General features: G+C 40.5%; 12 protein-coding genes and 1 pseudogene. 6 read left to right on the top strand and 7 right to left on the bottom strand.

Annotation, left to right across the window (positions count from 1 at the left end; genetic code table 11):
* Positions 1-16: 16 nt before the first annotated feature.
* Both HMPREF9180_RS07460 and HMPREF9180_RS07455 read right to left on the bottom strand, forming a co-directional pair.
* Entirely contained in the window at positions 17-865 is an 849-nt protein-coding gene (locus tag HMPREF9180_RS07460) for a metal ABC transporter permease (protein WP_006145915.1), read from the bottom strand.
* Entirely contained in the window at positions 862-1,584 is a 723-nt protein-coding gene (locus HMPREF9180_RS07455) for a metal ABC transporter ATP-binding protein (protein ID WP_006145914.1), read from the bottom strand. The genes HMPREF9180_RS07460 and HMPREF9180_RS07455 overlap by 4 nt, the downstream gene beginning before the upstream one ends.
* 179 nt (positions 1,585-1,763) lie before the next feature.
* Here HMPREF9180_RS07455 and HMPREF9180_RS07450 point away from each other — a divergent pair, with 179 nt between their 5' ends.
* The gene (locus HMPREF9180_RS07450) at positions 1,764-3,656 is read left to right on the top strand and encodes a M13 family metallopeptidase (protein ID WP_006145913.1); all 1,893 of its coding nucleotides are present in this window, start codon (positions 1,764-1,766) and stop codon (positions 3,654-3,656) included.
* Between the two features lie 38 nt (positions 3,657-3,694).
* Here the strand turns inward: HMPREF9180_RS07450 and HMPREF9180_RS07445 are convergent, their stop codons facing one another.
* The gene (locus tag HMPREF9180_RS07445) at positions 3,695-4,324 is read right to left on the bottom strand and encodes an MBL fold metallo-hydrolase (protein ID WP_006145912.1); all 630 of its coding nucleotides are present in this window, start codon (positions 4,322-4,324) and stop codon (positions 3,695-3,697) included.
* Positions 4,325-4,430: 106 nt separating this feature from the next.
* A complete protein-coding gene (locus HMPREF9180_RS07440; RefSeq protein WP_025168725.1) occupies positions 4,431-5,507 on the bottom strand; it encodes a DUF2974 domain-containing protein in 1,077 nt (358 codons plus the stop codon).
* Between the two features lie 95 nt (positions 5,508-5,602).
* Between HMPREF9180_RS07440 and HMPREF9180_RS07435 the strand changes: the two genes are divergently transcribed.
* The 3 genes from HMPREF9180_RS07435 (at position 5,603) to HMPREF9180_RS07425 (ending at position 8,607) form a co-directional block, all read left to right on the top strand.
* Positions 5,603-6,280 carry a response regulator transcription factor gene (locus HMPREF9180_RS07435; protein ID WP_006145910.1) on the top strand — a complete coding sequence of 226 codons (678 nt, stop codon included), beginning with the start codon at positions 5,603-5,605 and terminating at the stop codon, positions 6,278-6,280.
* On the top strand, positions 6,273-7,247 hold the full coding sequence (locus HMPREF9180_RS07430) for a sensor histidine kinase (protein WP_006145909.1): 975 nt from the start codon (positions 6,273-6,275) through the stop codon (positions 7,245-7,247). The genes HMPREF9180_RS07435 and HMPREF9180_RS07430 overlap by 8 nt, the downstream gene beginning before the upstream one ends.
* Positions 7,248-7,557: 310 nt before the next feature.
* A complete protein-coding gene (locus HMPREF9180_RS07425) occupies positions 7,558-8,607 on the top strand; it encodes a TIGR00341 family protein (RefSeq protein WP_006145907.1) in 1,050 nt (349 codons plus the stop codon).
* 359 nt (positions 8,608-8,966) lie between these two features.
* Here HMPREF9180_RS07425 and thrS read toward each other — a convergent pair whose 3' ends face one another.
* The 3 genes and pseudogenes from thrS to HMPREF9180_RS10535 all read right to left on the bottom strand — a co-directional run.
* Positions 8,967-10,910 (bottom strand): threonine--tRNA ligase, encoded by a 1,944-nt coding sequence (gene thrS, locus HMPREF9180_RS07420; protein WP_006145906.1) that lies wholly within the window; start codon positions 10,908-10,910, stop codon positions 8,967-8,969.
* A gap of 87 nt (positions 10,911-10,997) precedes the next feature.
* Complete coding sequence (locus HMPREF9180_RS07415; protein ID WP_425274380.1) at positions 10,998-11,390, bottom strand: hypothetical protein; 393 nt, start codon at positions 11,388-11,390, stop codon at positions 10,998-11,000.
* 32 nt (positions 11,391-11,422) lie between these two features.
* Positions 11,423-11,547, bottom strand: a pseudogene (locus tag HMPREF9180_RS10535) (AAA family ATPase); the annotation flags it as partial.
* A 349-nt stretch (positions 11,548-11,896) separates the two neighbouring features.
* Between HMPREF9180_RS10535 and rpsO the strand changes: the two are divergent.
* Positions 11,897-12,166, top strand: coding sequence for a 30S ribosomal protein S15 (gene rpsO, locus HMPREF9180_RS07410; protein WP_001018251.1), 270 nt, complete (start codon positions 11,897-11,899; stop codon positions 12,164-12,166).
* A gap of 429 nt (positions 12,167-12,595) precedes the next feature.
* Positions 12,596-13,642: a FecCD family ABC transporter permease gene (locus HMPREF9180_RS07405; RefSeq protein ID WP_006145903.1), complete on the top strand. Its 1,047-nt coding sequence runs from the start codon at positions 12,596-12,598 to the stop codon at positions 13,640-13,642.

The following is a 13,642-nucleotide window of genomic DNA, read 5'->3' as shown; positions in this document are numbered from 1 at the left end:
ATTGGGGTTTTTCCCCTTATTTTAACAAATGTTTATTTTTCAGTTTCAAATATCGTTGTTTTGGAGCGATAAAGAAGCTAATGAGAAAGAAACTAGCGGCTGTAAGCACGATACTAGAACCTGCCGCAACGTTAAAGCTATAGCCGATAAAGAGTCCCAAAACTGAAGCTGTTGCTCCAAAGGTTGAGGAAAGAAAAATCATGCTTTTCAGGCTATTAGCATAGAGATAAGCAGTCGCAGCTGGGGTAATCAGCATGGCTACGATAAGTATGGTTCCGACACTTTGCATGGCTGTCACAGACACGAGAGTTAGGAGTACCATGAGTAAGTAGTGATAGAAATTGACAGGCATTCCCATGGCTTTAGCCAAGAGTTCATCAAAGGACGTTATCAAGAGTTGCTTGAAGAAAATCCAGATTAACAAGAGAATGGCTGCCCCTACACCCATAGTAATAAACATATCTGTATCTTGAACAGCAAGAATATTACCAAAAAGGATATGGAAAAGGTCAGTTGAACTTTTAGCGACACTAATCAAGATGATACCGAGGGCTAAGAAAGAAGAAAAGGTAATGCCGATGGCGGTATCGCTTTTGACAATCGAGTTTCCCTTGATGTAGGTAATGATGATAGCAGCTAGCAGTCCAAAGACAATGGCTCCGATAAAGAAGTCAACGCCTAAGATAAAGGAGAGGGCTACACCTGGCAAGACAGCATGTGAAATGGCATCTCCCATGAGTGACATCCCGCGTAGAATGATAAAGCATCCGACCGCTCCAGCCACAATACCGATGACAATGGCTGTTATCAAGGCATTTTGTAAGAAATGGAATTTTTGCAATCCATCGATAAATTCTGCAATCATAGGTCACCTCCATTGAAAAAGAGTCGATTACCGTAAGCTTCTTTGAGATTGGCTTCGGTAAAGGTTTCTTTGGTTGGACCAAAGGCAATCACTTCTCGATTGACAAGCAAGACTTGATCGAAGTAGTGGGGAACCTTGCTGAGGTCGTGGTGAACGATGAGAACCGCCTTCCCAGCCTTTTTAAGATCTCTCAGCGTATTCATGATGATTTCCTCACTGACAGAGTCAATCCCAACAAAGGGCTCGTCTAAGAGAATATAATCAGCATCTTGAACTAGACAGCGGGCAATCAAGACACGCTGGAATTGGCCACCAGAAAGTTGACTAATCTGACGATCTGCGTAGTCAGAAAGTCCAACAATTTCTAGTGCTTCAGCCACCTTTTCCCAGTGCTTTGCCTTCAAGGTATGAAAGAGTGGAATGGATGGATAGAGTCCCAGAGAGACACATTCTTTTACCTTGATAGGAAAGTTGTAGTCAATATGAATTTTTTGCTCGACATAGGCAACTTTCTTTAGAGATTTGTTCATTTCTTTATCATCGATAAAAGCATGTCCTTCATGTGGGATAATGCCCAACATCCCTTTTAATAAGGTTGATTTTCCAGCGCCGTTTGGACCAATAATCCCGGTAATCGTTGGTCCTTGGAGCACTAGTGAAATATCCTTTAGTGCCAACGTTTCTTTGTAGGAGACACTGAGGTTTTCGATACGTATCATACACTTGTATTCCTCCTGTTTTTTAATATACCTTAATTTTATTTTTAAGTCAAGTTAATTTTGGAAAAAATTTAAAATATTAATGATTAAAATAAGAAGGCAACTCGGCATTTTTAATTGCAATCCCTAGGGATTTTTGCTAAGCTAAGAATAAGTGAAAATAGGAAAGCGAGAACAAGATGACACGTTATCAAGATGATTTTTATGATGCCATAAATGGTGAGTGGGAAAAGACTGCTGTTATTCCAGCAGATAAATCGAGAACAGGTGGTTTTATCGACCTTGACGAAGAAATCGAAGAGTTGATGCTAACAACAACCGACAAATGGTTGGCAGGTGAAGATGTGCCAGAAGATGCTATCTTGGCAAACTTTGTTAAGTACCATCGTATGGTCAGAGATTTTGACAAACGAGAAGCAGATGGCATCAATCCAGTCCTTCCTTTGCTTAAGGAATACCATGATTTGGAGAGCTTCGCAGACTTTACAAGCAAGCTAGCAGAGTTTGAGCTAGCTGGGAAACCAAACTTCCTTCCATTTGGTGTATCACCAGACTTTATGGATGCTAGAATCAATGTTCTCTGGGCTAGTGCTCCAGGAACAATCTTGCCAGATACAACCTACTATGCCGAAAACCATCCTCAAGGGAAGGAATTGCTAGCTTTATGGAAAGAAAGTACTGCGAATCTTCTCAAAGCCTATAATTTCTCAGATGAAGAAATCGAAGACTTGCTAGAGAAACGATTGGAATTGGATCGCCGTATCGCAGCTGTCGTACTTTCAAACGAAGAGAGTTCAGAGTATGCCAAACTTTACCATCCATACTCTTATGAAGAATTCAAAAAGTTTGCGCCTGCCCTTCCATTGGATGACTTTTTCCAAGCTGTTCTTGGTCAAGTACCTGATAAGGTCATTGTAGATGAAGAACGTTTCTGGCAAGCAGCAGAGCAATTCTATAGTGAGGAAGCTTGGCCTTTGCTCAAGGCAAGCTTGATCTTGAGTGTGGTTAATCTTTCAACTAGTTATCTGACAGATGAGATTCGTATCTTGTCAGGTGCCTACGGACGAGCTCTTTCAGGAGTTCCAGAGGCTCAAGACAAACGCAAGGCTGCTTACCATTTAGCTCAAGGACCTTTTAAACAAGCTCTCGGCCTTTGGTATGCCCACGAAAAATTCTCTCCAGAAGCCAAGGCAGACGTAGAGAAAAAAGTAGCAACCATGATTGATGTTTATAAGGAGCGTTTGACTAAAAATGACTGGCTGACTCCTGAAACTCGAGAAAAAGCCATCGTCAAACTCAATGTCATCAAGCCTTATATCGGTTATCCAGAAGAACTGCCAGCTCGCTATAAGGACAAGGTAGTGGATGAATCTGCTAGCCTCTTTGAGAATGCCCTAGCCTTTGCGCGTGTGGAAATCAAGCACAGTTGGAGCAAGTGGAATCAGCCGGTTGATTACAAGGAGTGGGGAATGCCTGCTCATATGGTCAATGCCTACTACAATCCACAAAAGAACTTGATTGTCTTCCCAGCTGCTATCTTAAAGGCTCCATTCTATGACTTGCATCAGTCATCTTCTGCCAACTATGGTGGTATTGGTGCGGTTATTGCCCATGAAATTTCTCACGCCTTTGATACTAATGGAGCTTCCTTTGATGAAAATGGTAGCCTCAAGGACTGGTGGACAGAGAGCGATTATGCAGCCTTTAAAGAAAAAACACAGAAGGTTATCGACCAGTTTGATGGCCAAGAATCTTACGGTGCAAAAATCAATGGGAAATTAACTGTATCCGAAAACGTTGCCGACCTTGGAGGAATAGCTGCTGCCCTTGAAGCAGCTAAGAGAGAACCAGACTTTTCAGCTGAAGAATTCTTCCATAACTTTGCTCGTATCTGGCGTATGAAAGGTCGTCCAGAGTTGATGAAACTCATGGCTAGCGTCGACGTACACGCTCCAGCTAAACTCCGTGTCAACGTCCAAGTGCCAAACTTTGATGACTTCTTTACAACCTATGATGTCAAAAAAGGCGACGGCATGTGGCGCGCACCAGAAGACCGCGTGATTATTTGGTAATCAAAGAACCAAGGATGATTGTCCTTGGTTTTTATGTTTTAAAAAAATGGATTAAAATTTTTTTCGTGAGCGATGGTCGTAGCCGGACCATGTCCTGGATAGACATCGTAGTTTGGAAGGGTGAAGAGCTGGGTTTGGATACTATGAAGGAGTTGTTCCATGCTACCTGTAGGTAGATCTGTTCGTCCAATGGTTTCTCGGAAAAGGGCATCTCCCGTTAAGACCAAGTGTCCATCTGGGAAAACCAATGAAACTCCACCGATAGAGTGGCCTGGCGTTGGTAAGACTGTGAAGCGGAATTCTTCAATCTGGTATTCTTCATGAAAGACAAAGGTGTGTTCAGCTGGTTTGCAGATGACATCCGCCATATCATCGTGTCGAGGGAGACCTGAAAGGTTGTCAACAGGAGTATAGAGCCAAGAAGCTTCACTTTCTGCTACATAGACTGGAGGATTTCCAAAAGTATCTCTGACCAAGTCCAGACTCATAATATGGTCGTAGTGGGTGTGGGTCAGGAGAATGGCACAGACTGGTTTGTTAATATTTTCGATAGTTTTGCGAATAGCCTCCCAGTTGCTACCAGGGTCAACCACAACCAGATGTTGGTCTCCTTCAAGATAATAAGTGTTTTCATAGGCGACAGGATTCACAGTTTTATGGATTTTCATAGGATTTCCTCTTTCAAAGAATATACTACTATAAGTATAACACAGAAGAATAAAATAAGAAATCAACAAGAAAGTCCCTCCACAAAGGAAGGAACTTTCTAATCCATTAAAAATGATTTTTCCAAGCTTGAAAGCGAGCGTCTAGTAGGAGTTGTGTCAGATTTTTTAAGGTTTCAACTTGCTCAGGTTCCAGTGTTTGGGCTTGGGAAATTAGTTGGCGAATGTGCTCGATGGCATTGAAAGAGGACAAATCGTTGATAGAATGAATCCCTGATTCCATAATCGTGCCAAAGAAGAGGTCGAAATAGAGTTCTAATTCCTCATCGGGCACACTGTCCACCCATTCTTTAAGAGTGTCTTTGATTTGTAGACTTTCACTACTAATTTCTTCTAGTTGGACAAAGTGGTGTCCTTCTGTCAACCAACTAAAAGTATTGTGTTGAGCGATGCCACCAAGAGCTGTAGATTTTACGACGATAGGTGTATCGGGAACTTCTAGCATCATGCCGATAACAGAACCTTGTGGGACGTACCTGTGAATTTTTGGAATCACTTGCTGATAGCCAGTGGCTTCCGTTAGTTCAGCTTGGAGACCAGGGGCATCATAGGTATAAACTGCCGATATTTTTTCTTGCAATTCAGGCTGGATCTGACTAGCAGCAAAGACAGCTAGATTTCCACCTTTGGAATGACCGGCAATCATTACTTTTTGCTTTGGATGTTGTGTAAAGAAATCTTCCAAGTATTCAAGAGCATGCTTTTGGGCAGGGATTTCCTTCATATAGGTCAGATGGAAATCTTCCTTCCAGCCAATAATACTATCATCAGTTCCACGAAAGACAATGAGATAAGTATCTAGGTTCAGACGATAGGTCATAGCAGCGAACTGTTTTTGTAGCTCAGTGTCAATCTCGTTAATAAAGTTCGATAGCTTGCAATTTCTAAAACGTTTGTGTTGAGTCAGTTGGTCTAAAAGTTGCAGACGTTCTTTATTGGTCAGCATGGTGCTTTCTCGAGGGACTCGTGTGCCAAAATCCATCAAGCGATTATCAGATTCGTCTAGCAAGTGATCAAAAGAAAGATAAGTCAGCTCTGTAAAAGCAAGTATATCCAGTTCATTTAAGGGAAGGTCATAAAAAGAATCGTATTGAACATCAGTTAGGTAGTCAAAAATATTGGCCATGAGAATTCCTTTCTTGACTTTTATCATATCAGATTTACATCAATTTCGCTAGTAGTCAGGAGAATTTTGCTATAATATAGAAAAAGGAGGAGCAGATGCATAAGATTTTACTAGTAGAAGATGACCCAGTCATCCGTCAGCAAGTTGGGAAAATGCTCTCCGAATGGGGTTTTGAAGTAGTCATGGTAGAAGACTTTATGGAAGTTCTGACGCTATTTGTTCAGTCTGAGCCTCATCTGGTCCTGATGGATATTGGGTTGCCTCTCTTTAATGGTTATCATTGGTGTCAGGAAATTCGCAAGATTTCCAAAGTTCCTATTATGTTCCTGTCTTCTAGAGACCAGGCAATGGACATCGTGATGGCTATTAATATGGGAGCAGATGATTTTGTGACCAAGCCATTTGATCAGCAGGTCCTTTTAGCCAAGGTACAGGGTTTATTGCGTCGCTCTTATGAGTTTGGACGGGATGAAAGTCTCTTGGAATATGCAGGGGTTATCCTCAATACCAAGTCTATGGATCTGCATGTTGAGGGACAGGCAATTACGCTGACAAAGAATGAATTTCAAATTCTACGTGTTTTATTTGAACACGCAGGAAATATCGTAGCGCGTGATGATTTGATGAGAGAACTATGGAATAGTGACTTTTTCATCGACGATAATACTCTTTCTGTCAATGTTGCTCGCTTGCGTAAAAAATTGGAAGAACGAGGTTTGGTAGGATTTATTGAGACTAAGAAAGGGATAGGGTATGGATTGAAACATGCATGATATTAAAAGTTTTTTTCTAGCTTATATCCGTTCGCGTAGCCGTTTTTTTGCTTTTATTCTATCGCTTACAGGTTTGCTTTTTCTCTTTGAAAGCTTGTTTGATAACCAAGTGCCCTACTTTAACTATTTCTTCTTTTTATCTACATTTTTGATATTTTTGTTTTTGGTATTTGATTTCTTGATAGAATTGCAACGTTATCGTAAGGAATTGCTCTATGGCGAAAGAGAATCTAAGTCACCAATGGAAGTCCTTCTAACTGAAAAATTAGAAAAACGTGAAGAGGAACTCTATCAAAAGAAATCAGATGCTGAAAATCGCTATAATGATTTGGTGGACTACTATACACTCTGGGTTCATCAGATAAAAACACCAATTGCAGCCAGTAAACTCCTTGTAAGTGAGGTGACAGATCGCCAACTAAAACAACAGTTGGAGCAGGAAATTTTTAAGATTGATTCATATACCAATCTTGTACTCCAATATCTACGCTTAGAAAGCTTCCATGATGATTTGGTTTTGAAGAAAGAAAATATAGAAGATCTGGTCAAGGAAGTCATTCGCAAATATGCCATTTTCTTTATCCAGAAAGGTCTTAGTATCAATCTGCATGACTTGGACAGAAGCATTGTGACGGATAAGAAATGGCTGTTGGTAGTCATTGAACAAATCCTTTCAAATAGCCTCAAGTACACAAATGAAGGTGGGGTTGAAATCTACATGGAAGGTTCAGACCTTTGCATCAAAGATACTGGGATTGGTATCAAAAACAGTGATCGGTTGCGAGTCTTTGAACGTGGATTTTCAGGATATAATGGTCGAATAACCCAGCAATCATCTGGACTTGGGCTCTATCTAACCCAGAAAATCAGCCAAGAATTAGGTCATCAAATCCGTATCGAATCTGAACTTGGTCAAGGAACAACCGTGCGAATTAAGTTTGCGGAAGTGAACTTGATTGTTGAGTAAAAAGAAATGCTAAGAGCTTGAAAGAAACCTTTCAAGCTCTTCTTTAGATTTCTATATAGTGAGAAAAAAGGATAGAACAAAGAAAAAGGTAACAGGAATTTCTACCTTTCTCTGTCTTTTAAATTAATTGATTTCTTCAGGGAAAGACTGTAAGATTTTTGATATAATATCAGGGATGGACTGATGGATATTTAAAAGATAATGTTCAAAAAAATAACAGATGAGAATTAAAAATATGTAAGATTGGACAGAAGTCTCTCTACCATCATCCATGCAGAAACAAGATTATATGAAATAAAAGGAGTAACCAATGTCCGGAAACTATTCAACACGTGAATTCCGCGAAAAACTATATGATGACCTTCATGTTCGATTAAGAGATACAGTGATTTTGATGTGTGCGATTTTTATTGCCTCTATAGGTCTAAATATGAATTCAACAGCTGTCATTATTGGAGCTATGCTAATTTCCCCTCTTATGACACCGATTGTTGGACTGGGGTTTGGTTTAGCTATTTTTGATACGCGTTTAATCAAGCAATCTCTAGAGGTTTTATTTACTCAAGTATTGGTCAGTTTGCTTGTCTCGACTCTGTATTTCTGGATTTCTCCCTTATCTTATGCAAGTAGCGAGTTGATTGCACGAACCTCTCCAACCATTTGGGATGTTCTCATTGCTATTGCTGGTGGGATAGCAGGTGTCATTGGTTCAAGGAAAAAAGAAGCAAACAATATCGTGCCAGGAGTAGCCATTGCAACAGCTCTGATGCCACCTATCTGCACTGCAGGTTATGGTTTAGCTAATGGAAATGTACGATTTTTATTTGGGGCTCTTTATCTTTTCTTGATCAACTGTGTCTTTATCATGCTAAGCAACATTGTTGGAACAAGAATTATGATGAGAAAATCTCCCTTAAGTTCATTTAAAGAGCTAAACATTAAAATGAAAATTGGCTTGATCTCCTTGATTGTATTATTGGTTCTTCCAGCCAGCTATTCAGCAGTCACTCTGACGATGGATCAAGCGCGAAAAGAAGGGATCAAACAGTTTGTAGGAAAGGAGTTCGCCAATCATACGATCATTAATCAAGTCTACAAGTCAAGTAGCAATGAATTGGTCTTGACAGTTGTTGGAGATCCGATTTCAGAAGAAGAATTAGAAACCATTCGCCAAAAGCAGGCCTCTTACGGTATTCAATCTGTTCAATTGAAAGTCAATCAAGTCCATAATTCGACAAAATTAGATAGTGAGGCGACCAAGGAATTTTACGAAACCATTAACCAGTATATCGATCAAAAACTCTCTGAAAAAGATTCACAAAAAGACCTCGTAAAAGAAAATGAGGCAGACAAGGACTGAGGATAGTCAACTTATCTAACTCATGGAAGCAAATCTTGGGAGGATATTCTATATCCAAAAGTTAATGGATAGAAAGAATTGTTGATGAGGATACTATTTGTAGTGGTTTGACCAATCACTACTAACTCAGGTGAAACAAAATATAAAAAGGCGGTGGGACAGAAATCGATAGACAAAGTCTCGATTTCGTAGTCCCAGCCCCGCGAGGATGATTAGGAGCTTTTTGGAGTCTAAAAGACGAACAAAAAGTTCAATCAGCTACCGCGTCAAAGTTTGATTGCTAATAAAAAGAGAGGTCGGGATCTTTTGTCCCAACCTCTTTTTTAGGTAGCTGGAAATCTTAACCCAGCTTTTATTTCTTATTTTTCAACACGAGATTTATTTGCAATGTCTGCAAGAATCAATTCGACAAATGCATCTACTGGCATGGTTTCTGTTTCTTTTTGACCATAACGACGGACGTTTACAGCATTCTCGTCCATTTCCTTGTCCCCAACGATCAATTGGTAAGGAATCTTCTGAGTTTGAGAAGCACGGATCTTGAACTGCATTTTTTCATTGCGTTCATCGACATCGACACGGACACCACGGTCACGAAGTTTCTTCGCTACTTCCCAAGCGTAGTCCACATGTTTTTCGTTTGAAACAGGAATCACAGTTACTTGGTGAGGAGCAAGCCATGTAGGGAAGGCTCCCTTGTAGTTTTCAATGAGGATGGCTGTGAAGCGTTCCATGGTTGAGATAACTCCACGGTGAATCATAACTGGACGGTGTTCTTCGCCATCAGCTCCGATATAGTGGAGGTCAAAGCGTTCTGGTAACAAGAAGTCAAGCTGGATAGTAGAGAGGGTTTCTTCTTTCCCAAGAGCTGTCTTCATTTGGATATCTAATTTTGGTCCGTAGAAGGCTGCTTCCCCTTCCGCTTCGTAGTATTCAACTCCCATGTCGTCAACGGCTGCTTTCAACATGCGTTGAGCATTTTCCCACATTTCATCGTTGTCAAAGTATTTGTGCTTATCTGCAGGATCACGATAAGACAAACGGAAGCGGTAATCAGTTAAGTTGAAATCTTCATAGACATCGATGATCAATTGAAGAATTTTCTTAAATTCATCTTCAATTTGTTCTGGAGCAACGAAGGTATGTCCGTCGTTCAGTGACATTTCACGCACGCGTTGAAGACCTGTAAGGGCACCTGATTTTTCGTAACGGTGCATCATCCCAATTTCAGCGATACGGATTGGCAATTCACGATAAGAGTGAACATGGTGTTTGTAGACTTCGATGTGGTGTGGACAGTTCATTGGACGAAGGACAAATTCTTCCCCATCTCCCATATCCATTGGGGGGAACATATCTTCACGGTAGTGGTCCCAGTGACCTGAAGTCTTATACAGTTCAACAGAAGCGATTGGTGGAGTGTAAACGTGTTGGTAGCCCGCAGCCACTTCCTTGTCCACGATATAGCGTTCGAGGATCCGACGAATCGTTGCACCGTTTGGCAACCAGAATGGAAGACCTTGACCAACTTCTTGAGAAATCATGAACAAATCAAGTTCTTTCCCAAGTTTACGATGGTCACGTTCTTTGGCTTCTTCACGCATTTGAAGATAGTCCTTCAAATCTTTCTTGTCAAACCAAGCTGTACCGTAAATTCGTTGCATCATGGCATTGTCACTATTACCACGCCAGTAAGCACCCGCAACATTCAAGAGATGGAAGACCTGGATGCGACCTGTTGATGGGACGTGTGGGCCACGGCAAAGGTCTACGTATTCACCTTGACGGTAGATGGTCAAGCCACCTGCATCTTCAGAGTGTTCTTCAATCAATTCCAATTTGTAAGGATCGTTTTTGAAGATTTCACGCGCTTCATCCTTAGTCACTTCTTCACGAATAGATGGGAAGTTTTCTTTCACGATTTTCTTCATTTCTTCTTCGATACGAGGAAGATCTTCGTTTGAGATTTGACCGGCTGGATTATCCGTATCGTAGTAGAATCCATCTTCGATAGCTGGACCAACACCCAAATGAATGTCTGGGAAGAGGCGACGAGCTGCTTGGGCAAACAAGTGAGCCGCTGAGTGACGCAAGATTGGAAGAGCATCTTCATGATCAGGTGTCACGATTTCAATGCTTCCATCTTCAGTGATGTCACGAGTTGTGTCGATGAGTTTGCCGTTGAATTTACCAGCAAGAGCTTTTTTAGCTAGAGAATTGCTGATAGATTGGGCAATTTCAAAAGTAGTAACGCCAGATTCGAATTCACGAACAGCGCCATCAGGGAAAGTAATTTGAATCATGATTTTCTCCTTAAAAATTTATCATCATTTAAAATTGAGGTTTGAAGAAATAGCAAAGGGTTAGTTATAAAGAACAATAATATTTGCTTATCTAACTGAATGATGTTCTAACATTTTCATTCTATAAAAAAAACAAACTGTAGAAATAAGTAAATAACTTACTAAGGAAAGGATTAAAGACATATATTGTTCATCAGTCATTTCACCACTCATGTATATCCTTATCGGATAGCTTCTGAGTGCATTGAACAGATAAACACCGGCAGTAAGACTTAAAAGATATCCTGCTATCACAAGTTTCTTGTTGTTGAAAAACATTAAGATACCGAGAAAAGGAGCAAGAAATGGTATAAGAGGAATTAATAAAAAAAATGAAAAGACAACGATGTACTCTAAACCCCATAGACTAAGAGTTTTCATTAGCCATACATAGACTATAAGGTAAATACAGGCGATCACCCAGAACAATGTTTTCTTCATATCAATCTCCATCTTCACTTTTTTGCGATTAACTATTCTCCAAACAAAAAAGCGACATCCTCGAAAGGACGTCGCAACGTGGTTCCACCTTCATTTATGTTCCTCAAAAAAGAGGGACACCTCTGATTGGCTCTAACGTGGCCACCGTTTTATGTTTTCATAAAAATCAATAGAGTAGTATCGGTTTAGACTTCCTATGCGTTCTCAGCAACCACGCACTCTCTAAAAGAAAGATTCTAAGCGACTTGTCTCTATGCATTATTATAGCATGATTGCGAGATTTTTCAAGGATTTTGTGAAAGTTTTTTGTTTTTTCATGTTGTGGGAATTAACTAAACTCTAGAAGATAGGATTTTACTAGATCATTTAGTAAAGAATGGTAAATCAGTTGACAAAGGACCTAGTTCTTGGTAGAATAGGGATTGTCGTAAAGACAAATAACTTCTTCTTGGTTGCAGGCATGCCAACCTGTCACTCGGATGAAGCCAAATAAAAAGGAGAAAATCATGGCAATCTCAAAAGAGAAAAAAAATGAAATCATTGCACAATATGCACGTCACGAAGGTGATACAGGTTCAGTAGAGGTTCAAGTTGCTGTCCTTACTTGGGAAATCAACCACCTTAACGAACACATCAAACAGCACAAAAAAGACCACGCTACTTACCGTGGTTTGATGAAGAAAATCGGTCGTCGTCGTAACTTGCTTGCATACTTGCGTAAAAACGACGTTAACCGTTACCGTGAGTTGATCAACTCTCTAGGACTTCGTCGTTAATCTGCTTTATTTTCCACTTACATTGCGTTGTCACCTTACCTTGATATACTCAAGTATAATCTTCGGTTCCGGTTCCTAGCACTGTAAGGAAAAATAAACCAGATATGTCTCCCTTCGGGGAGATTTTTTTGTTTCTCAAAATTTTTGTACAATCTTCGGCTTGCCGTGTAGTCTATAAACGTTTTATCCAGTAAGAATCATGATGCCAAGGGCGATAAAAATCCGTATGAAAATAGGGAAAGGACACAGTGCTCGATGAACACAAGGAGTTTTATCTTTTTCACTAGGATTTTAGCCCTAGCTCAAATCGCTCTCTGATCTCAGAGGGCTTTTTTCTATATTTTTCTAGTCTTGTCCCTGCTTTGGAAATGTGGTATACTAATTATGAAAATTGTCTAAATTTTTAATATTTGATTAAGGGAGGGTTTCATGCTTTCCAAATTTTCTGGAAGTCATCAAAACCTGCGATATTTTTTTCTCCTTGCTATTTTGCTTGGAGTAATGGGAGTTTCTCTATTTTTAGCTGTTTCTATGGGTTCTGTTCAAATTAGTTTGACTGATACTTATCGGATTGTTTTGAATAGGATGGGAGCTCCGTTGGATATAGGAGACCTTTCAAAATCTACACTCGCTATTGTTTGGAATATGAGGTTGCCACGGGTTTTTCTTGGTTTGATTGTGGGTGCGGGTCTTTCCATGTGTGGTAGTGTCATGCAGTCAACGGTCAATAATCCCATCGCAGAACCCTATGTGTTAGGGATTTCTGCTGGGGCAACCTTTGGAGCAACGCTGAGCATTATTCTTGGTTTTAAGGTCATGATTGGTCTCGGCTCTTTCCTTGGAGCGATTCTAGCGACAGTTGCTGTCCTTCTCATTGCATCCATGCAAGGTAGAATGACAACTTCTAGACTGATTTTATCAGGGACGGTGGTCAATGCTCTCTTTTTGGCTTTTTCAAACTTTATTATCTCTATTGGTGCCAATGCTGATAGCGTCATGACGATCAAGTTTTGGACCATGGGTTCTTTAGCAGGAACCTCTTGGGCTCACTTAACCCTGCCAGCGGTAGTCGTGGGAATAGCCTTTTTATTTTTCACAACCCAATACCGTGTTTTTAATGCTATGATGATGGGAGATGAGGCAGCCTTGACCTTGGGAATTCCCCTACGTTTTTACTGGTATCTCTATGTGGCAATTGTTGCGGTCATGACTGCAGTTTTAGTATCAACTTGTGGAATTATCGGTTTTGTCGGTCTCATCACACCGCATTTGGCGAGAAGTTTGGTAGGTACAAACTACAGAAGGCTTTTTCCGATAGCAACCTTGCTCGGCGCCCTATTTGTTGTTTGGGCAGATGTCCTTGCTCGAGTTTTGATACAAAATGCTGAACTTCCGATTGGAATCTTCACGGCCCTAGTAGGTGCACCTTTCTTTATCTATATGGTTGCTAGTAGAAGAGGGGAGGTGAAGGTCTGA

The organism is Streptococcus peroris ATCC 700780, assembly GCF_000187585.1.
Lineage (GTDB): Bacteria > Bacillota > Bacilli > Lactobacillales > Streptococcaceae > Streptococcus > Streptococcus peroris.
The sequence above is the reverse complement of the archived record's forward strand: the minus strand, read 5'-3'. Positions and strand labels throughout refer to the sequence as shown.